Here is a 19972-nt window from a genome sequence, read left to right on the forward strand (position 1 = left end):
GCCGTACGGCGGTTATGTGGCGGCTATCGTCCGATGATCAATTTGTTTGGATCAACCTCATCCCTGAGAATATGCAGTTCCTCATCGGTGGGCGGTTTCGTATCGGCCACCTTGGGCGCAGTAAGAAGCTCGAAACCGCAGTTCTCCCGAACATCCTTTTCCGAGTAACCCGGATTGATCGATGCAATGCGCATTCTTTTCGATTCAGGTTCGAAATCGAGAATCGACATGTTCGTGATGATCTTGTACGGTCCCGATCCCTTGGGCAAACCCGCCTTGTCTCGGGAGTCTCCTCCCTCGAGGTATCCGGGTGTGGTGACAAAGTCCAGCTTCTCCGAAAATCTTCGGGCGTCCTGTGGGGTGATGACCATCATCTTCCAGCAGAACGAGGCGAAGTCGTTGGCTCCACCGCTGCCCGGGAAACGCACCTTCGGGCTTTTATAATCCCCACCGATCATGGTGGAATTGAGGTTTCCGTACATATCTATCTGGGCGCCGCCCAGGAAGGTATAATCGACCATTCCCCGGCAGCAGGTTTCCATGACGTCGGCCATACCGCTGGCCATGTTCGCCTTCCAGGTGGTGCGGGTGTCGCCCACGGAGATGGGCATGGTCGGAATCAGCGGCGCCACGCCCCCGGCCTCGAAGAAGATGACCAGGTTCGGGGAGCTGGTCTTTTGGGCGAGCATGGCGGCGGCGCACGGTGCGCCCGTCCCAACACCCACCGTTGCGCCGTCTTCCAGTTCCCTGGCGGCGCAGCATATCATCAGTTCCATGGTGTTGTAATCAGACATGATCGCCCTCCTATTTGCTACTATTCGCTGTAACGAGAAATTCCTGATCCCTCAGCTCCTGCATCTTCTTGATCCCGCCGTTTAACTCGACATACTCGGTGAAATCCGACACGTTGTAGATGTTTTTGTCCAGGAACTTCTTGAACTCGTCCGGGTCCTTCTCCACCGTCAGCCACTCCCTCAGATGCCCCTCATCGGAGAAATACTCATAGGGCATGTTGCCCGGGTAGCTGCCGTAGGGAACCTCGCAGACCGCGTCGACCAAATAGAAGGGGATAACGGTCCGGGTCGGATCGCTCCTGATCTCGTCGTTGGAGATGATGCGCTCTGCGGTGATGATGAGGCGTTTCGACGCCCGTGCAAGCTCGAGGTCGGCGATGGAAATGCCCCTGATCCGACAGTTGCCGTAGACGTCCGCCTCATGCACATGGATGGCCGATACGTCCGGGTAGAGGGCTGGGGCAAGAACGTAGTTCTCCCCGGTGAACGGACACTTGGCGATCTTAGCGGCGCTTTGCTTGACGGTATCGGTTCCCATCATGTTGCGAATCGGCACGAACGACACGCCCATCGCAGCGGCCTTAATGCGGGCCGCCATTGCGTAGTTTGTCCACTCACAGGTCTCCACTTCGCCGCTCTGCATGTATGCCCTGGCGTTGGGAGAAAGTCCCCTCGCCTCAAGGCCGATGATATAGGCGATGTCAAGCTTATTGAAAACCTTACCCGCCGACAGAATCTGGAAGTCATGGGTGGACGTATGCCCGCAAAAGATAAGGTTTTTCTTTTTCTGTCGGACGAGTTCATGGCAGACGGCCGACGGGAACCGAATGGCCCCGAAACCGCCGATGGCAAGATAATCACCCTCGTTGATATACTTTTTTACCGCATCCTTGACGTTTGTCAGCTTGTTGGACAGGGCGCGGGATTTTTCCTTGAAAAACGCTCGTGCCTTGTCCGGATCAGGATCCATAAAAAGCGGTCCCGTTCCCTGTGATATCACTTCCACGTATCCCTCCTCTAAGTGCTGTATCGGAAAAACGTTATACCCTTTGTGATCAAATGGTTACCCGAGTGTGTATAACATAATCTGACTCGTTTTGCCATACTCGATTGCGCCCTCCGGCTTCCCGTATCATTCCTGTTTCCCCGCATCGTTCACGCCCCGCTTTTGGGATGATCCCCGTCACCATCGGCGCTGAATCATGCCGGCACACGCAATACCTCCCACCGTTCGCATATACTTAGATTGACTTGTCAATCAACGCGAATTGTATCGATATGCCGATTGAATGTCAAGCCAATTTCCTTTCGGCTTCTAAAATTGATTCGTTTAAAATGATCATTATCGAACCATTACACCTTCCGCTATTCCCTCACCATTCGTCGAATTATGTCTCCGATCACGGCGTGTGCGATCCTGATGAATCGAAATCCCGAGGTGAAAACCGGCCACTTGATCTCCTCGTTGTCGCAGATTACGCCCGCGGTGAGGGACATGTCCGTTATCATCATCTTCTTCAGTTTTTCTCCGGCCGCCGCCCCCTTTGGATTCCCATCCGTGTCCACCAAGAGATCCACCTCTTTCATCAGCAACACGTTCTCCTCGATGCGCCGGGCCACCGTCTCGTGGGTTCTCACGTCTATGTGGCCCGTCTCCCGCTTCAGGTCGTTGAGCCGTCTTCCCGCCTCGTAGGTGACCCTGACGATGTCGTCTCGGGAGAGATGCTCCGTCTCGTAATTGAGCATGTATTTCCACGACGGCTTCTCCAACGCCTCCAGGTGTTTTTTAAACGTGCGAAAGAGTACCGTATATCCGTACCTGTCCGAGTGCTCGAAGGCGAGGCTTCCCGGATCGAGGAAAGGCGCCAGCGGCGCGATGAATGGCATCACCCGCGTGCCGAATCGTCTCATCAGCAATCCTGCATATTCCACCGTCTCCATCACCGACGCCTCGTCCTGGCCCGGAATGCCGATCATGAAAAACACGTCGAACTTCTCTATGCCGTTTTCCAACGCCCAGGTGATGTTGTCCTCTATTTGTTGCGTGGTATACGGCTTCCCCGATCGCTTCCTGAGGGCGTCGTCGTGGGTCTCCGGCGATATCTCGAAATTCACATGCGCGAGACTCCCCAGCGCCTCGAAGTACGCCTTTGGCGCCGCGTTGAACAGCTCCAGTACCAGGTGGTTTTGTACTCTTCCCTCGACCAATCGATCAATAATGGTCCGGGCGTAGGCGTCCGACGCATGTCTGAGGTCCCCCACGATAAAGATGGGCGCCGTGGTAAATTGGGAGAGATCCTTCACATCCCGCGCCACCCGTTCCGGGTCCCGAAAAGCGACATCCCGTCGGTCGAGGAAGCGCTTCATGGCGAAGTTCGACCCACCGCAGAACGCGCAGTTGTTTTTACACCCCCGGCAGGTCACCATCATGGTAATCGGATAACGCCACCAGTCATGTATGGGGGTCATGGCGACGGGCGAGCAGTATTTGACCGCCTTTCGAAACATGGTGCGGTAGTCGTTGGTAAAATCGTTGAGGTGCGTCTCCACGATCATCCGATCGTTGACGATGATTCGTCCGTTCTTCTTCCAGGTGAGGTTCGACACCTGAGAGAAATCTCCACCGTTTCTGATGGCTTCGACCAGTTTGAGCGTCGCCCGCTCGGTGGAGTCGCCCCTCAGGATAAAATCGACGAATGGATATGAGATGATTTCACGGTGAAAATAGGTGGAGGAGTAGCCGCCAAAAATCACCGGGACGTCAGGCTGTACTTCCTTGAGCATGCGGGCAAGCGTCACGGCCCCGTGGGCGTGGGGGAGCCAATGAAGGGATATGCCGAAGGCCCGGGCCCTGAGCCGTCTCAGGAACCGCCGCACATCCATGTTCGGCCGCTTAAGTATCAGATAGGCCAGATTGATGATACGGACGGAGGCGCCGTTTTTGGAGAGGTGCTCCGCGATGGACGAAAATCCTATCGGATACATCTCGAAAAGCGGGGTTGACGGCACGACATCGCTGATGGGACCGAGGAACGCCTTACGATCGGCGTAATCGAAGGTACTGGGGGGATGGATAAGGACCAGGTCCGCTTTCGGAACAAATCGTTGTATCATCTGAGTCGTGTTTCCTGGTGTCTCCTGCACTGCTCAATCAGTCAAACCCGCCCTTTGTATCATCATTCTCCCACACCTGAATAAAAAATTCAATAAAAACCTGTCACCGAATATCCAATATTGATATCGGCCTCGGTGTATATACAGAGGAAATGACACATTGATCCTCCCTCGGTTTCCGACGAGAAAAGGCTTGCCAGCATCACCGGCTATTCTGTATACTATTCTTTCTCGGATTTTATCATGAAACACCATTTTCTCGACCACGAAAGCGAGATTCCAAGCCCCATTCGGGGATTGAATCCGAAGACGAAGTTCATCGCTCTCGTCGGTATCGTCTTTTTGATCGTCAGCACCTCGCCGGAGGATATGGTGAAGTTCGCCCTCTACTCTCTTTTGGTCCTGGTGCTGCTTTTCATGTCGAACATCGGCCCGAGGCTTTATATCAAGCGTCTTTTGGTCATCACCCCCTTTGTGCTGGTTGCCCTTATCGCCGTTCCCTTCGTCACTCCGGACCCGAACGTACCGCCGGTCCCCCTCGGCATATGGGGCCTCTCGGTATCCCGTGCGGGGCTTTTCGTGCTCTTCGGCGTGACCGCCAAGGCGACGCTCGCCATCCTGCTGATGACGCTTCTTCTTTCCTCCACCCCCTTCACCGACCTTTTGACGGGGCTCAGGGAGATGAAAATCCCCTCCGTAATGACCGACACCCTCTCGTTCATGTACCACTACCAATTTCTCCTTATCGACGAGATGGAACGCATTTCCCGGGCGAGGGACGCCCGGATGTACGGCGGGAGGTGGATATGGCACGCGCCGATTATCGGCTATGTGATCGGGGCGCTGTTTTTGAGAAGCCTTGAGCGGGGCGAGCGGACCTATCTCGCCATGAAGGCTCGGGGGTATGACAGCAGCTATATCATGACCGGCACCGAGCGCCTCACGGTATTCGACTATCTTTTTCTATTGCTGACACTGCCGGCGGCCGCCGCCATCCGTCTGTGGGGGAATATCCTGTAATGAACGCCACACCGGCCATCGACATCAAAGACGTTTTCTACACCTACCCCGACGGATCGGAGGCCCTCAGGGGCGTAAGCCTCCGGATCGACCCCGGTGAATCCGTGGCGGTCATGGGCGCCAACGGTGCGGGGAAATCCACGCTGATACTGACGCTTCCCGGTCTCGTCGAGGCAAGCGGAACCATTACCGTATCCGGTATACGACTCTCCAGAAAAACGGCCCGCGACATACGGAAAAAAATCGGTATTGTCTTTCAGAATCCCGAGGACCAGCTTTTCTGTCCCACGGTGTTTGACGACGTGGCCTTCGGCCCGAAGAATATGGGGCTTGACGATGACGCTGTGAATCTTCTGGTCACATCCGCCCTGTCATCCATGATGCTGGACGGATTCGACCATCGAAGCGCCCATCACCTCAGCTTCGGCGAAAAAAAGCGCGCGGCCATCGCGACGATACTCTCCATGGAGCCGGACATCATCGTTTTCGACGAGCCGACCGCGAATCTCGATCCCGAAGGCGTCTTTGAACTGAAGCGCATCATCAGATCTATCGAAAAGACCAAGCTGATCGTCACCCATGACATCACTCTTGCGGCAGCGCTGACGGAGAGATCTGTGGTCATGTCCGACGGTATGGTGGCATGCGACATGCCCACCGAACACTTATTGGCCGACACATCGCTTCTAAAAAAGCTTCGGCTGGTGTTTGACTGATCCATTTGATACAATCAGGTACACATACGCTGTATTAATGGAGGATCTTTTTATCCTTCCGGGAGGTTGTCATGCCTAAAACAAAAATCATATATCATGATCGATTCCTCACCGATTACCCCACCGCCTCGGTGGAACGACCCGAGCGTGTCAAGAACATCCACGCGGTCCTTTCGGAAAACGGTTATCGATTCACAAAGCCTGCGCCCGCCACCGAAAACGACATCGCCCGGGTTCATGTTCCCTCCCTCATCGATGCGGAGCGGCGTGATCCGGGGCGGTTTGAAACGGCGCTCCTCTCAGCCGGGGGGGCGATCATGACCGCCGAGACCGCCATGACCGGAACCCCCGCCTTCGGCCTCATCCGACCGCCGGGACACCACGCGAGCCCCGGAAGCAACTGGGGATTTTGTTTCTTCAATAACATGGCCGTGGCGCTGACGAAGCTCATCGATGAGGGAAAAATCAATCGCGCCGTGGTCCTCGATATCGATCTCCATTTCGGCGACGGCACGGATAATTTCTTCTCCGGCAGAAAATACCACGGAGGGGAAGTAACGGTGATCAACATCCAGTCGTCCAACCGCATGGAGTTCCTCGCCCTGTGTCACCAGGAGCTGAAGGAGGCGGCCCCCTATGACATCATCGGCGTATCCGCCGGTTTCGATACCTATATAAAAGACTGGGGCGGCACCCTGATGACCGAGGACTACAAAACCATCGGTGAGACGGTGAAGGAGGCGGCGGAAAAATACGCCTCTGGACGGCGATTCGCCCTCCTCGAGGGGGGGTATTACCTGAAGGACCTGGGCATCAACGCCAAAAGCCTCATCGAGGGAATGGAATAACCGAAGCGACACACGCATGACTTCCAGAAAAGACTCAAAAAGTCCGTACTCGTACCTGCATCTTCTGATGGATGTGGTGCGTGCCGGAAGCTGTGAGGAGGGGGTTCGGTCTCACGACCTGAAGCTTCAGGGCTTGCGGGATCGCCCGGATCCCAAACCGGGAACCTGGGGCCGCAATGACGACGGAAGCCCCATGACACGGGAGCAGTACGAGGATCGTCTGACCTCATTCAGCACTGAATTTCCCGAAAATATCTTTCCCGACCCACGCACCCCTTTCGTCCTTGAGACCGAGGACGGCCGGGAGACGACCTTCGACGATCTCATCGAATCAAAAAAGACCGGCTTGGTGACATTTCCCAGCAGGATCACATCCCCCTCCCCCGTCAACAACCGGGTTAGGGCATGGCTCTACCCCGGGGGGAGAGAAAAAGGGGTTATCATCCTCTCAAATCTCAGGGCCGAAGAGCGGGCCTTCAATCGTTTGGGAACGCTGCTTGCGAAATTCGGCTATACAAGCCTTGAGATGGTGCATCCATATCACGGCGGTCGCTACGATCCACAGGACACGGAGAGCGTACCCGGGGAGCGGGTCTTTTCCGCCAATATGTACGAGACACTCGTCTCTTTCTCCCAGGGCATCGCCGATGTGTTGGGCGGCCTTCTCTTTTTCCTCTCCCGTGGCATCACCAGGATCGGGGGGGTCGGCACCAGCATCGGGGCGACGTTTCTCGTCATGGCCCTGGCTCACACCTCCCGGTATTATCGGTTTCTGAAAAAGCATACTCCCGATCTGATTGACGGCGCCCCGGACGACATCCTCAGCGCCGCGGTGCTCAATCTTTCGGGAGGATACCTGAGGGATTTCGTGACCGATCCGAAAAACATCGAGGCTGGTTTCGCGAGGAAGGGACTGGTGGAAGACCTGGGGCTCACCGGGGAGGAAATCGAGGCGCTGTGGCCGGCGGTCAACCCGATGAAATATGTCAACCGCATTACGATCCCTATCCTTTCGGTAAAGGCCAAACAGGACCCGGTGGTGCGCTATGAATTCGCCCGACGTCAAAGGGAGTTCTTCGCTGAAAATCGGCTCAAAGGCGGAAACTTCCGGGAGTTCTACTTCCCCTTCCCCTCGGGGCACTACAGCGCAACCTACTTTCTGCCCAAGATGACCATCGGGTTGTGCGATCTGTTGTTCATCAGGAAACACGTCTGAACGGGGAACCCGTCCTACCGTGCCGTCAGAGTGAAGATCACAACCTCCGATTCACTCCCCACCCTGATGGGCGGCCCCCAGGTGCCGGCGCCGCTGGAGACATAGAGGTGCATCCCATCCACTTCCGCCCGTCCATATGCCACCCGGAACATGCGATTCGTGATCATATTCACGGGGAAGAACTGTCCGTTGTGGGTGTGTCCCGAAAGCATCAGGTCGACGGCCCCCGATGCTGCGATTTCTTCGATGCGCACCGGCGAGTGATACAGGAGTACGGTCGGGAGCGTTTCGTCTCTCTCCTCCATCATCCGCCGAAACGCGTCCCGGGAACCAAGCCCCGCCCTGTTTCCCGAGGGATCCACCAGGCCCGCCACGTTTAAAAGTCCCTCTATCGTCTTCACCTCATCGATGAGGAGACGTATTCCCGCACGATTCATGAAATCCCTCCCGGCGGAAAGACCCGTATAGAATTCATGATTGCCCGCGGTCGCATACACGCCGTACGGCGCGTTTAGGAGAGACAGGGTATCGAGCATATCCTCGATGAGTACCGGAGGCTCCTCCAAGAGATCACCCCCGATAAGTATCAGGTCCGGATCGGCCCCGTTGACCTTTTCCACGATATCCGCAAGATGGCGCTCCCCCACCTCGTATCCGATGTGAACATCGGAGATGTACGCCACCGTCAGTGGATTTTTCACCTCCCCCAGCGACACGATGGCGAGGGGAATCGAGCGCACCCGCACGTTCTTTGCGTTGATATACCCCCAGACGAACGTGACGGTCAATGACGCGAAAACGAAGGCGGCGGCGATCCGACCGATAACGATGCGGTTATTCTCGATAAAGGCGGGTATAAACGGAACAATGAAATTGGCGAATCTGAAGAGATCCACCACCAGCCCCAACAAAAAGAGATAGAACACCACCGCCAGCCAGAACGATCCGATCCACGAGGTAATCATAGCGGGCTCACCCGGTGCGACGACCCTCAGAATGCGGCTTGCCGGAAAAACCAGCGCCAGCAGCACAAAAACGACCAGGTACACACGAAACCAGAGGCCTGTGAGGCTCAATGCAAGGTTTCCCTTCAAAAACACGTAGAGATTCAGCGGGATATATATTGCCAGCGTCGCAATCATCCAGAAGATGATGATATCCTTCATCGAGTTCATGTCGGCTCCGGTTTCGATGCGTTTTCAACACTAAATTCTTATTATACTATGATCCGTCACATTTATCGGAGAAAAACTGAAAAAGGTGATGGACATCGTGAGGATACCGGCTCCGCCGATCATGATCCATTTTGGAGTACAAAAGACGTGTGCGGTCCTCTCACCTTTCATATATCTCCGACGTATCGGGGTGATGGATATTTCATTTTCACACAAACATAATTCGGTCGAAACAGTTTTCCACCCAGGCACCCAAAACGAAATACCTTGACAATCGAGTAATATTTCATCTATGATATTTCCACATATTGTTCTCCGATCCTCTCGACCTACGGGAGGGGGCCATGCCTTTTTCGGGTATGTCCACCTGTTATGGTCGTGAGGACGATACGGTCCGACGGGAAACGGTCGGACCCCCCGTGCTTGGAAAGGAGAACGGCAGGTCGTCGGTGGTATTCCTCCACACGACCTATTCCGTAACGTATCCGCACCAAGACATGGTGCGTTTTTTTGGCGGAAAATCGTTCGTTTCTTTCCTGCACTCAAAAACGCTGGTTACCATTATTTATTCAGGAGGTATCATGAAACGTGCGAAGCTTTTCTCGACCCTGATGCTTGCCGGCCTTCTCGTGGTGGGGCTTTTTGCAGCCCCCGCCCTGAGCGCCGACAGCATCAAGCTGGCCACAACCACCAGCACCTATAACTCTGGGCTGTTGGATTACCTGCTCCCGGAATTCACCGCCGACACCGGCGTCGAGGTGGAAATCATCTCCGTGGGCACCGGTAAGGCCCTGGAATTGGGCAGGAACGGCGACGTCGACGTGGTGCTGGTTCACGCCCGTCCGTCCGAGGATGAATACATGGCCGGCGGATACGGCACCGTCAGAAAAGACGTGATGTACAACGACTTCATCATCATCGGCCCCGCCGACGACCCGGCCGGCATTTCCGGACTGAGCGTTGTGGAAGCCATGAAGAAGATCGCCGAGACGGAATCCCTCTTCGTATCCCGGGGCGACGACTCCGGCACGCACAAGAAGGAGCTTATCCTCTGGAACGAGGCGGGAGTAACGCCCGATGGGAAATGGTACATGGAAGCGGGACAGGGCATGGGCGCCGTCCTTGTGATGGCCTTTGAACAGGGAGGCTATACCATGACCGATCGCGGCACCTATATCGCCTATGTAGCCGACGGCAAGACCGACCAGCCGATCCTGGTTGAGGGAGACCCGATCCTCTTCAACCCCTACGGCATTATGGACGTGAATCCGGAACTGCATCCTACCGTCAATCATGACGGGGCCATGGCTCTCATCGACTGGATGACCTCCGAAAAGGGACAGACCCTCATCGGCGATTTCAGGCTCCAGGATAAGGTGCTGTTCTACCCGAGTGCGGGAGAATAATCCCCGCTCAGTACGGATAGCGGCTTACTTATGTAATATATTCCACACGAGGAATCAACATGAAAAAATTTCTTAGAGTCAGTGTTTTACTGCTCTTCGCGCTGACGCTCCTTTTTGGGGTGGCATCGGCCGATGAGATTACGGTTGCGACAACCACCAGCACGGTCGATACCGGCCTGCTCGACTACCTCATCCCGATCTTCAAGGAAGATACGGGCATCGACCTGAAATATATCTATGCGGGCACCGGCAAGGCCCTGGAATACGCAAGAAACGGTGACGCCGACGCGGTGCTGGTTCATGCCAAATCCCTGGAGATGCAGTTCATCGACGAGGGATACGGCCTGGACAGAAAAGAGGTGATGTACAATAACTTCTACATCATCGGTCCCGCGGATGATCCGGCCGGTATAAAGGGTCTTGAGAGCGCCTCCGAGGCGTTCACAAAGATCGCCGAGACGGAATCTTTGTTCGTCTCCCGGGGTGATAATTCCGGAACTCATGTGAAGGAGCTGTTGATCTGGGACGAGGCAGGCATTGCCCCCGAGGGCGACTGGTATATAGAGGCCGCCGCCGGTATCGGGCCGACGCTTCTGATGGCGAATGAGAAGAGGGGCTATGCCCTTGCCGACAATTCCACCTATCTCTCCTACACCTTCGATGATAAAATCGATCTTGAGGTCATGGTCGAGGGAGATCCGATCCTGTTCAACCAGTACTCGGTGATCACCGTGAATCCGGAAACCATCGACACCGTCAACTACGAGGGTGCGAAGGCGTTCCTGGAGTGGATCACGTCCGAAAAAGGCCAGCAGCTCATCGCCGACTACAAGAAATTTGATACGCAGCTCTTTTACCCGAACGCGGAATAGTCGTTCTTCTGTAATAAAACACGTAAAGGGAGGGGGGGGCACCCCCTCCTCCCTTTTTAACCGGATGCCCTCTCTCCATGCACTTTGACACGATACGATACCTGACCGACGGTCTCTGGCAGGCCCTGATTCTGATCTTCTCCTTCGATCGGGAAGTATACCAAATCGTCCTGACGTCCCTCTACTGCTCCCTGACGGCGACGTTCCTCGGCTCCGCCATTGCCCTCCCCCTCGGCTTTTTCATCGGTGGTTTCGAATTCCGAGGAAAGGCGTCGCTGGTGACGTTATTCAATACCTTCATGGCGCTTCCCACCACCGTTGTGGGATTGATGGGCTATTCCTTTCTCTCACGTAAAGGTCCCCTCGGGTTTCTGGGCCTTCTCTTCACCCCCTGGGCAATCATTCTGGGAGAGACGATCCTGTGCATACCGATCATCACATCATTTGCGATTTCCGTCACCCAGGGCATCGATACAAAGGTCAGGGATACCGCCCTGACACTGGGCGCATCCCCCATGCAGTCGTATCTTGCTGTTGTCAGGGAGGGACGCATCGGCTACCTTGTGGCCATCGTGGCCGGCTACGCCCGGGTTGTGGCGGAGGTGGGCGCCGCCATGATGCTGGGCGGCAACATAAAGGGATTCACCCGTACCATCCCCACGGCTATTATGCTTGAGACAAGCAAGGGCGAGTTCGCCCTGGGAATCGCCCTCGGAATTATTCTGATATTCCTCGCCTTTTCCGTAAACATCGTTTTGCACCGGCTCAGGGCGCTGGGAGAATAGGTGGGCCTTCGATGAACAACGACGCCATCATCGAGATTTCCGAATTGAAGAAGGAATATAACGGCACAGTCGTCCTTGACATTCCGTCCTATTCGTTCAACGCCGGCGGCATCTACGCCCTTGTCGGTCCCAACGGCTCGGGCAAGACCACCCTGCTTCTCATCCTGTCGTTCCTCCTTGTAAAAAGCTCCGGCTCCCTCCGGTTTGACGGCATCGACCTGACCGATCACAATCTCTATAACTTGAGAAAGCACATCACTCTGGTGCACCAGGAACCGACGATGTTCCAGTCCACGGTCACAAAGAACGTCGCCATGGGGCTCGTGTACCGCGGCGCGTCAAAAGACGACATAATTCGTGAGGTCGACAGGGCCCTCGAAACCGTGGGGCTCCTTCACCTGAAAGATCGAAACGCCCGAACCCTCTCCGGCGGCGAGACGAAGCGCGTGGCCATCGCCCGGGCCCTGTCGATCCGTCCCCGGGTGCTGCTCCTCGACGAGCCGACGGCCAATGTCGACATCCATAATGTGGCGAAGATCGAACAGATCATTCGAGATATCAATCAACGGTACGATACGACCATCATTTTCTCCACCCATAACCTCCACCATGCATATCACCTGGCGGATTACGTCCTGACGCTGCTGGAGGGAAAGCCTCACGATTTCGGGTTGAAGAACCTATTTTCCGGCACCCCGAAAACACAAAACGGCGAGCCGATATTCGACACCGGCCGCATCGCCGTATCTCTCGCAAACCCCGTGAACTCCGCCCGTCATATCACCATCGATCCGAAGGACATCATCGTTTCCAATAAGAGAATAGAAAGCAGCGCCAGAAACCAGTTCATCGGCGAGATCGTGGCCATTGAAAAAGAGGGACCCGCCGTCAGCCTCACCGTGGATGTCGGCGAGCGGTTCAGCATCCACATCACCATGAGATCACTGGAAGAGATGGGCCTGACAATTGGAAAATTGGTATATATCTCCTTCAAGGCCCAGTCGGTCGTCACATACTGAAAAGGAACTTTTTTTGATATAATCCCGTGGAATCACACCGTTATGTGTGTTATATTGTAATATTATTTTGCGCCGGCACGCTGCGTATCTGCTCTGATTGACGGGTTTTATATTGACTGCGAGATATAGGAATTCTCCCAAAAGCCGCGGCGAATGATCGATAACCCGCCGACGTGCACGGTCTCTTTGAGATGCGCCGCTTATACGGGGAATAACCGATATTATATTTTTTCATGTGACCCGGGCTTTTATGCAACCCCCAAACACATATAATAAATGTTGCAGAAGAGCCGGCACATAGAGAATGAACACATGTCATTTCAGGCGACGATTCATCGATGACGATACGCAAGGATTTTCTCACCCTCACCCCGGCGGACGAATTTGAGACGTTGCTGGGTCGATATATCGCCGTTACGGGGGTGGAAACGGTCGAAACGCTGAACGCGACAGGCAGGGTGGCCGCACATGACGTTCGCGCACCGGAACAGGTGCCCCGTTTTTTTCGCTCAACGGTGGACGGATACGCCGTCGTCAGCGGAGACACACACGGCGCCGGATCGTCCATCCCGGTTTACCTCGACCTGACAGGCGACATCCCGGTGGGCACCCCTGCCCACATCTCCCTGGAATCCGGCCAGGCGGTCCGGGTCGTCACCGGCGGCAGCATCCCAAAAGGGGCCGACGCCGTCGTCATGCAGGAGTATACCGATCTCATAGACGATTCGACCCTGGAAATCAGAAAGGGAGTCGGTCATCTTGAGAACCTGGTCGTCCCGGGCGAGGATATGAAAGATAATGACGTGCTGGTGAATGGGGGGGTGAGACTTCGCCCCCATGATATCGGCGCCCTGTATGCCGCGGGAGTCTGCAGCCTTCGCATTCATGAGCGGCCCCGAGTCGCCGTCTTTTCCACCGGCAACGAGATCGTCGAGCCAAGTCTGTCTCCCCCGGAAGGCTGCGTGCGGGACATCAATACATACATCCTGTCTGCGGCCGTGATGCAGGCGGGGGGGGTGCCGATTCGTTTGGAAAACGCCCCGGACGACCTTGCCGTGATACAGGACACCATCGCACGGGGCATCAAGGAGGCCGACCTGGTCCTCCTCTCCGGGGGGAGTTCCGTGGGGGCGAAAGACTTCACCCTCTCTGCCATCGACTCCCTGGGGGGGCCGGGTGTGCTGGTGCACGGCGTGGCCGTCAAGCCGGGGAAACCCACCATCTTCGGTATTGTTGACGACACCCCCGTTGTGGGCCTCCCCGGACATCCGATGGGGGCGCTCGTGGTATTCCTCGCCTTCATTGCGCCGTTTATCAGGGGTATCGGGGGAGAGAAACATCCCGTTCCCTTTCCATCCCAGGTATCTGCACAGCTTTCTCGGAGCGTTCCCGGCTCGCCGGGGAGGCGTACTTTTATCCCGATATCGCTGACAGACGATAACGGAACCGATCTCCCGACGGCGACGCCCATGCTCGGAAAGTCCGGCATCATTACCACGATGATCTCAAGCCACGGGCTTTTGATGATTCCCGAAAACCGTGAAGGCTACGCCGGCGGGGAAAAGGTCACCATATTCCGCTATGCGGATATCATCGGATAGCGAAAGACGACGCAATATGTCCAAGCCGAAAAGAGACATATACCTGGAAAAAACGCCTCTGGATGAGGCGTTGGATCTGCTCGTCTCACACATATGTGTTGATGATCTTCTGGGTGAAGAGACCATCCCGACGGGTGACGCCTCGGGGAGGGTCACATCCAAAACCCTGTTCGCGAAGATATCCTCACCGCACTATCACAGCGCCGCCATGGACGGTGTGGCCGTGGACGCAAAGGACACACTGGGCGCCACCGAGTCCTCGCCCCTCGTCCTGACCGCGGGGGACGGGAAGGATTACCAGGCCGTCTACATCAACACCGGGGCGCCCCTCCCTGAAGATAAAAACGCCGTCATCATGATCGAGGACGTAGACGTATTGGAAGACGGCACGATCGAAATAGTCTCATCCGCACTCCCCTATCAGCACGTCCGGGCGGTTGGGGAGGATACCGTCGCCACGGAGCCGGTTGTGGGACAGGGACGGCGGCTGCGCCCCTATGACGTCGGCGCGCTCATCAGCGCCGGCCACGCAGAGATACCGGTCAAGAAACGCCCCGTCGTCACCCTCATTCCCACCGGGAGTGAAATCATCGAGCCGACCGACACACCCCCGCCCGTGGGAAAGGTGTTTGAATCGAACACTGCCGTGATCTCGGCTCTCCTCAAAGAGGACGGCGCCGATCCCAGGCGATGTGACATCACCCCCGACGATCCGGAGATGTTAAGAAACGCCGTCTTGACTGCGGCCGCGTCATCGGACATGGTCATCGTCCTGGCCGGGTCTTCCGCGGGAAGCAGGGATTACACCCGCTCGATCATTGAATCTCTCGGAACCGTCATAGTTCACGGCATCGCCATGATGCCGGGCAAGCCGACGATCCTGGGCGCAATCGGCGGAAAACCGGTTATTGGGCTTCCCGGATACCCGGTATCGGCGATTCTCTCGTATCGGTTTGTGATTCGTCCCCTCATCCACCGGATGCTGGGGCTGCCTGTGCCCGTCGATGACACGGTACCGGTGACGGTGCTCCGGGATATCCCGAAAAAGACCGGGAACGAAGAGCTTCTGCGGGTGCATATCGCCGAAATAGACAAAAGACTCGTCGCATCTCCGCTTCCCCGGGGGGCGGGCAACATCACCACCATGGTCCGGGCCGACGGCATCATCAGAACGGCCGCCATGAGCGAAGGCCTCAAGAAGGGAGACACGGCCCCCGCGATTCTTCTGAAGCCGAAAACGGACATCATGAACGCCGTCATGATCATCGGGAGCCACGATATCAGCCTCGACCTGCTGTCGTCCCTGATGGGAAGCTTTCGCCTTCCGGTATCCCTGGCATCGGTAAACGTGGGAAGCCTGGGCGGCATTATGGCGCTGAAGAACAGCGAATGCCACATGGCGGGCTCCCACCTCTTGGACGAAAAGACCGGAGAATACAACATTCCGGCAATCAAAAAATACCTGACAGGCCATGACATATCCCTCGTAACCCTGGCCCACCGGCAGCAGGGCCTTATCGTGAAGAAGAATAATCCCCTGGGTATCCGGGACATCGCGGATCTCTTACGGGACGATGTGGTCTTTGTCAACCGACAGCGGGGATCCGGAACCCGCATCCTGCTCGATTATCTGCTCAAGGCGGGCGGCATGGATGCGTCTGATATCACCGGCTACGATCGGGAGGAATTCACCCACATGAACGTGGCGGTCCGGATCGCGTCGGGACGGGCCGACTGCGGTCTCGGGATACAGGCGGCGGCCACGGCCCTCGATCTGGATTTCATCCCGGTGGAGGAAGAGCGTTACGACCTGGTAATCCCGAAGAGACACCTTTCGCACTCAGGTGTGGCCTCGCTTCTCGAGATCATCGCCTCCCCCGACTTCATCACCCGCCTGGAAGCCCTGGGGGGATACAGCGGACGGGACACCGGAAAGGACGTACCCCTTGCATCGTGACACGAAAGAGACGAGCATCCCCGTCGCCGGGCACGCACCCACAGATGGGTACTCCCGCACCATCGATTACATGCGTCTGTCCGTCACCGACCGGTGCAACCTCCGCTGCCGTTACTGCATGCCCGAGGAGGGGGTCACTCAGATCGGCCACGACGAGGTTATGCGGTTCGAGGAGATCGTCACCCTCGTTCGAGCCGCGGCGAGTGTGGGATTTCAGAGGATTCGCCTGACAGGCGGAGAACCGCTGATTCGCCGGGATATCACGGAGCTCGTCCGGATGATCGGGGATGTGAAGGGCCTTACCGACCTCTCCATGACCACAAACGGAGTGCTCCTGGAGGAGAAGGCCGAGGAACTTTTCAATGCAGGCATACGCCGGGTGAACATCAGCCTCGATACGCTGGTGAGGGAAAAGTTCCTCCAGATAACCCGCAGGGACGAGTTCGATGCCGTCATGAGGGGAATCGATGCCGCGCTTTCCGCGGGCATGGATCCGGTAAAAATCAACGTTGTCCTGATTAGGGATTTCAATGATGATGAAATCTTCGATTTCATCGAGCTGACGAAAGATCGTCCCCTCTCAGTCCGGTTCATTGAATACATGCCGATGAACGGGACAAAGGATTGGAATAAACAACTGGTTGTGCCCCTGGATGAACTCAGAGCCGTCATCAAGACCCGACACGAGCTTGATGCATTGGACACACGCTCCGGGGCGGGACCGTCCGTGGATTTTAAGATTCCGGGATTTTCCGGCACCCTGGGATTCATCACACCGGTCAGCTGTCACTTCTGCGATCGGTGTAACCGTATCCGTGTCACGGCCGACGGGCGCATCAGGAGCTGTCTCTTCTCCGACGACGAGGCGCACATCCTTCCGCTCATCAGGGGGGGAAACGATCTTGAGTCCATCGGCGATTTCATCCTGGAAGTGCTCAAAAACAAGCCGAAGAGGCACCACATATCCTCGGGCCGAATCAGAACGTGCCAGCGCTCCATGTCCGAGATAGGGGGGTGATATGAAACTGACTCATATCGACGATCACGGTTCGGCGAAGATGGTTGACGTATCAGAGAAACCCAAGACGGAAAGGATCGCCGTCGCCGCAGGCAGGGTCCTGGTAACGCCTGAAACCTTTGCGCTCATCCGGGAAAACCGCATCAAAAAGGGGGATGTGCTGGCGACGGCACGCATCGCCGCCGTTATGGCGGCAAAGAAAACACCGGAGCTCATTCCCCTTGCCCACCCGATACCGATCAGCGAGGTATCGGCGGATTTTGAGCTCGATGAGGAACACTACGCCGTCGATATCACGGTGACCGCCCGCGCGGTCTGGCGCACCGGTGTCGAGATGGAGGCGATCGTGGGCGTCGTGACTGCGGCGGCGACCATATACGACATGGTCAAGGCGGTCGACCGCACCGCCGTGATTACGGACGTGAGGCTTTTGGAAAAATCCGGCGGTAAAAGCGGGACATTTATCAGAGAGGAGAACCGACCATGACACGTACCGGAACGATTCTTTCCATCAACGTATCGGAAACCACAGGCGTGGTAAAGAAACCGGTCAGTGAGGTTGAGTTGAAGGAACAGTGGGGCATCGTGGGCGACGGCCACGCCGGCCTCACGGACAGCCCCAAATATGCCCACCGACAGGTGAGTATGCTGGCCCAGGAGAGCATCGATACGGTGATTGAAAATGGGTATGATGTCTCCGCCGGCAGCTTTGCGGAAAACATCACGACCAAGGGGCTCGACCTGGTGTCCCTCCCGGTGGGGACGATCATCACCACTAAAGACGGTATCGTCCTTGAGGTATCCCAGATCGGAAAGGAATGCCACGCCCCCTGCGCCATCTTCCGCGCCGTGGGAGACTGCGTGATGCCGAGGGAGGGAATTTTCGTTCGGGTTCTGAAGGGAGGAGTCCTGCGGGTGGGGGACGTCCTGACGGTATCGGCATCTTCCGGTGAGTTTGCGCAATGAGCGACACGAAGACACCGGACATCATCGCCTGTGTGCTGACCGTCAGCGACAAGGCGTCGGTGGGCAAAAGAGAGGATACCAGCGGCGCGGCCATCGTGTTTTACCTCGAAAAGATGGGGGCGCGTGTCGCGGGCGTTGAAATAGTCCCCGATGAGGTGGACCGTATCGCATCCCGCCTCGTCCATTTCGCGGATGAAAGAGGGGCAAACCTGATCTTGACCACCGGCGGCACGGGGCTTTCGCCCCGGGACGTCACGCCCGAGGCGACCATGCGCGTGATCGATCGGGAGATTCCCGGCATCCCCGAGACCATGCGTGCCGAAAGCCTGAAAAAAACGCCCCATGCCATGATCTCCCGGGCCGTGGCGGGAATGCGGGGTGAAACGATTATCATCAACCTCCCCGGAAGCCCGAAGGCCGTGATTGAATGCTTGGAGATCATCGCCCCCGCCCTTCCCCACGCCGTAAAAAAGGCCGGGGGCGACCCGGAGGACTGCGCCCGGTGATGGAGACTGTCCTTCCCGTGCCCCTGAACGCAAACCGGCATGGTACACCCCGACACCTGAATATCATATGATCGATCTTCACATACATACCGACGCCTCGTCCGACGGCGTGCATTCTCCGGATGAGATATTCCGGATGATCACAGACACCTTCGGATCGGCGGCCGCCCTTTCCTTTGCCGATCACGACAGCGTCCAAAACGTCCCCCGGGGGATTTCTCTTTCACATGAAACCGGCATCCCCTTCGTCTCCGGCGTGGAGCTTTCGGCGACACACAGCTCGACCGATGTGCACATCCTGGGATACGGTATCGATCACGAATCGCGTGCGTTGGTCAACCTTCTGGACGGAATGCTGGACAGGGCCCTGACACAGACCGAGCGACGGGTCGAGCTCTTACGGGCTTTGGGATTCGCGCTTGACAGCGAGGACGTCTTCAGCGAATCGAAGGAGAGAGCACCCACGGGGAGGAGCTTTCTTGCCGCCCTGAAGAAACGCACGGAAAACAAGCACAATCGAAAGCTCGCCCGCTACGTGGACGGGGATCGTTCCGACTCGCCGTCCTTGAATTTTTACCAGGACTACCTCGCCGGGGGGAAGCCGGCGTATGCGCCAATCTCCGGGACCGAAGCCGCCCGGATTATCGGGGTCATCCGGGAGGCGTCCGGCGTCGCAATTCTCGCCCACCCGGGAGAGTATACCGACGAGACGATTCATGACATGATCGATCTCGGCATCGACGGCCTCGAGGTATGGTCGGGGCACCATGACGCGTCAGATAGAAACAAGATTCTCGACCTCGCCCGGACACGCGGTCTTCTCATCACCGCCGGGAGCGACTTTCACGGTAAAGCGGTTAAACCGAATATAGAGCTGGGAGTGGAAACGGACAACGAGGCGGAAATATACTCAGCCCTCATCACAGCCATACGGCACAGACGAACTGCAACGGAGTAGA

19 protein-coding genes and 1 riboswitch are annotated in these 19972 nt (G+C 56.5%); of the genes, 15 read left to right on the forward strand and 4 right to left on the reverse strand.

The features are described from left to right. Positions 1–23: 23 nt before the first annotated feature. The 3 genes from JW885_12660 to JW885_12670 form a co-directional block, all read right to left on the reverse strand. Positions 24–794, reverse strand: a complete 771-nt coding sequence (locus tag JW885_12660; protein ID MBN1883019.1) for a 3-oxoacid CoA-transferase — start codon at positions 792–794, stop codon at positions 24–26. A 10-nt stretch (positions 795–804) separates the two neighbouring features. Then, positions 805–1800, reverse strand: coding sequence for a CoA transferase subunit A (locus tag JW885_12665; protein MBN1883020.1), 996 nt, complete (start codon positions 1798–1800; stop codon positions 805–807). Between the two features lie 359 nt (positions 1801–2159). Next, entirely contained in the window at positions 2160–3908 is a 1749-nt protein-coding gene (locus JW885_12670; protein ID MBN1883021.1) for a TIGR04190 family B12-binding domain/radical SAM domain protein, read from the reverse strand. A gap of 243 nt (positions 3909–4151) precedes the next feature. On the opposite strand from JW885_12670, the gene cbiQ reads away from it, so the two are divergent. From cbiQ to JW885_12690, 4 genes are all read left to right on the forward strand, one after another. Beyond that, positions 4152–4928: a cobalt ECF transporter T component CbiQ gene (gene cbiQ, locus JW885_12675; protein ID MBN1883022.1), complete on the forward strand. Its 777-nt coding sequence runs from the start codon at positions 4152–4154 to the stop codon at positions 4926–4928. Further along, positions 4928–5644, forward strand: coding sequence for an ABC transporter ATP-binding protein (locus JW885_12680; protein MBN1883023.1), 717 nt, complete (start codon positions 4928–4930; stop codon positions 5642–5644). Before cbiQ ends, JW885_12680 begins: the two co-directional genes overlap by 1 nt. 71 nt (positions 5645–5715) lie before the next feature. Next, the gene (locus tag JW885_12685; GenBank protein MBN1883024.1) at positions 5716–6492 is read left to right on the forward strand and encodes a histone deacetylase family protein; all 777 of its coding nucleotides are present in this window, start codon (positions 5716–5718) and stop codon (positions 6490–6492) included. Positions 6493–6508: 16 nt separating this feature from the next. Next, positions 6509–7708 carry a hypothetical protein gene (locus JW885_12690; GenBank protein MBN1883025.1) on the forward strand — a complete coding sequence of 400 codons (1200 nt, stop codon included), beginning with the start codon at positions 6509–6511 and terminating at the stop codon, positions 7706–7708. Positions 7709–7722: 14 nt separating this feature from the next. Here JW885_12690 and JW885_12695 read toward each other — a convergent pair whose 3' ends face one another. Continuing rightward, positions 7723–8883 (reverse strand): metallophosphoesterase, encoded by a 1161-nt coding sequence (locus JW885_12695; GenBank protein MBN1883026.1) that lies wholly within the window; start codon positions 8881–8883, stop codon positions 7723–7725. A gap of 301 nt (positions 8884–9184) precedes the next feature. Next, positions 9185–9333, forward strand: a riboswitch (molybdenum cofactor riboswitch). Positions 9334–9464: 131 nt separating this feature from the next. On the opposite strand from JW885_12695, the gene JW885_12700 reads away from it, so the two are divergent. The 11 genes from JW885_12700 to JW885_12750 all read left to right on the forward strand — a co-directional run bounded on the left by JW885_12700 (position 9465) and on the right by JW885_12750 (position 19971). After that, positions 9465–10289 carry a substrate-binding domain-containing protein gene (locus JW885_12700; protein ID MBN1883027.1) on the forward strand — a complete coding sequence of 275 codons (825 nt, stop codon included), beginning with the start codon at positions 9465–9467 and terminating at the stop codon, positions 10287–10289. 59 nt (positions 10290–10348) lie between these two features. Beyond that, the gene (locus tag JW885_12705; GenBank protein ID MBN1883028.1) at positions 10349–11161 is read left to right on the forward strand and encodes a substrate-binding domain-containing protein; all 813 of its coding nucleotides are present in this window, start codon (positions 10349–10351) and stop codon (positions 11159–11161) included. A gap of 92 nt (positions 11162–11253) precedes the next feature. Then, the gene (locus JW885_12710) at positions 11254–11946 is read left to right on the forward strand and encodes an ABC transporter permease (GenBank protein MBN1883029.1); all 693 of its coding nucleotides are present in this window, start codon (positions 11254–11256) and stop codon (positions 11944–11946) included. Positions 11947–11957: 11 nt separating this feature from the next. Continuing rightward, positions 11958–12965, forward strand: coding sequence for an ATP-binding cassette domain-containing protein (locus tag JW885_12715; GenBank protein MBN1883030.1), 1008 nt, complete (start codon positions 11958–11960; stop codon positions 12963–12965). A 338-nt stretch (positions 12966–13303) separates the two neighbouring features. Next, the gene (locus JW885_12720; GenBank protein MBN1883031.1) at positions 13304–14566 is read left to right on the forward strand and encodes a molybdopterin molybdotransferase MoeA; all 1263 of its coding nucleotides are present in this window, start codon (positions 13304–13306) and stop codon (positions 14564–14566) included. A 16-nt stretch (positions 14567–14582) separates the two neighbouring features. Next, complete coding sequence (locus JW885_12725) at positions 14583–16523, forward strand: molybdopterin biosynthesis protein (protein MBN1883032.1); 1941 nt, start codon at positions 14583–14585, stop codon at positions 16521–16523. A gap of 70 nt (positions 16524–16593) precedes the next feature. Next, positions 16594–17541 (forward strand): GTP 3',8-cyclase MoaA, encoded by a 948-nt coding sequence (moaA, locus tag JW885_12730; GenBank protein MBN1883033.1) that lies wholly within the window; start codon positions 16594–16596, stop codon positions 17539–17541. A gap of 1 nt (position 17542) precedes the next feature. Further along, positions 17543–18028, forward strand: a complete 486-nt coding sequence (gene moaC, locus JW885_12735; GenBank protein ID MBN1883034.1) for a cyclic pyranopterin monophosphate synthase MoaC — start codon at positions 17543–17545, stop codon at positions 18026–18028. Then, complete coding sequence (locus JW885_12740; protein MBN1883035.1) at positions 18025–18507, forward strand: MOSC domain-containing protein; 483 nt, start codon at positions 18025–18027, stop codon at positions 18505–18507. Before moaC ends, JW885_12740 begins: the two co-directional genes overlap by 4 nt. A 20-nt stretch (positions 18508–18527) precedes the next feature. Beyond that, entirely contained in the window at positions 18528–19013 is a 486-nt protein-coding gene (locus tag JW885_12745; GenBank protein ID MBN1883036.1) for a MogA/MoaB family molybdenum cofactor biosynthesis protein, read from the forward strand. Between the two features lie 67 nt (positions 19014–19080). Next, positions 19081–19971, forward strand: a complete 891-nt coding sequence (locus tag JW885_12750; GenBank protein MBN1883037.1) for a PHP domain-containing protein — start codon at positions 19081–19083, stop codon at positions 19969–19971. The last annotated feature ends 1 nt before the right edge of the window (position 19972 follow it).

This window comes from Candidatus Zymogenaceae bacterium (assembly GCA_016931225.1).
Lineage (GTDB): Bacteria > Desulfobacterota > Zymogenia > Zymogenales > Zymogenaceae > JAFGFE01.

What these genes read in the sequence shown, in the direction of transcription:
- JW885_12660 (MBN1883019.1), bottom strand. Translation starts at nt 794, where the DNA reads ATGTCTGATTACAACACCATGGAACTGATGATATGCTGCGCCGCCAGG.
- JW885_12670 (MBN1883021.1), bottom strand. Translation starts at nt 3,908, where the DNA reads ATGATACAACGATTTGTTCCGAAAGCGGACCTGGTCCTTATCCATCCC.
- cbiQ (MBN1883022.1), top strand. Translation starts at nt 4,152, where the DNA reads ATGAAACACCATTTTCTCGACCACGAAAGCGAGATTCCAAGCCCCATT.
- JW885_12680 (MBN1883023.1), top strand. Translation starts at nt 4,928, where the DNA reads ATGAACGCCACACCGGCCATCGACATCAAAGACGTTTTCTACACCTAC.
- JW885_12685 (MBN1883024.1), top strand. Translation starts at nt 5,716, where the DNA reads ATGCCTAAAACAAAAATCATATATCATGATCGATTCCTCACCGATTAC.
- JW885_12690 (MBN1883025.1), top strand. Translation starts at nt 6,509, where the DNA reads ATGACTTCCAGAAAAGACTCAAAAAGTCCGTACTCGTACCTGCATCTT.
- JW885_12695 (MBN1883026.1), bottom strand. Translation starts at nt 8,883, where the DNA reads ATGAACTCGATGAAGGATATCATCATCTTCTGGATGATTGCGACGCTG.
- JW885_12700 (MBN1883027.1), top strand. Translation starts at nt 9,465, where the DNA reads ATGAAACGTGCGAAGCTTTTCTCGACCCTGATGCTTGCCGGCCTTCTC.
- JW885_12705 (MBN1883028.1), top strand. Translation starts at nt 10,349, where the DNA reads ATGAAAAAATTTCTTAGAGTCAGTGTTTTACTGCTCTTCGCGCTGACG.
- JW885_12715 (MBN1883030.1), top strand. Translation starts at nt 11,958, where the DNA reads ATGAACAACGACGCCATCATCGAGATTTCCGAATTGAAGAAGGAATAT.
- JW885_12720 (MBN1883031.1), top strand. Translation starts at nt 13,304, where the DNA reads ATGACGATACGCAAGGATTTTCTCACCCTCACCCCGGCGGACGAATTT.
- JW885_12725 (MBN1883032.1), top strand. Translation starts at nt 14,583, where the DNA reads ATGTCCAAGCCGAAAAGAGACATATACCTGGAAAAAACGCCTCTGGAT.
- moaA (MBN1883033.1), top strand. Translation starts at nt 16,594, where the DNA reads ATGCGTCTGTCCGTCACCGACCGGTGCAACCTCCGCTGCCGTTACTGC.
- moaC (MBN1883034.1), top strand. Translation starts at nt 17,543, where the DNA reads ATGAAACTGACTCATATCGACGATCACGGTTCGGCGAAGATGGTTGAC.
- JW885_12740 (MBN1883035.1), top strand. Translation starts at nt 18,025, where the DNA reads ATGACACGTACCGGAACGATTCTTTCCATCAACGTATCGGAAACCACA.
- JW885_12750 (MBN1883037.1), top strand. Translation starts at nt 19,081, where the DNA reads ATGATCGATCTTCACATACATACCGACGCCTCGTCCGACGGCGTGCAT.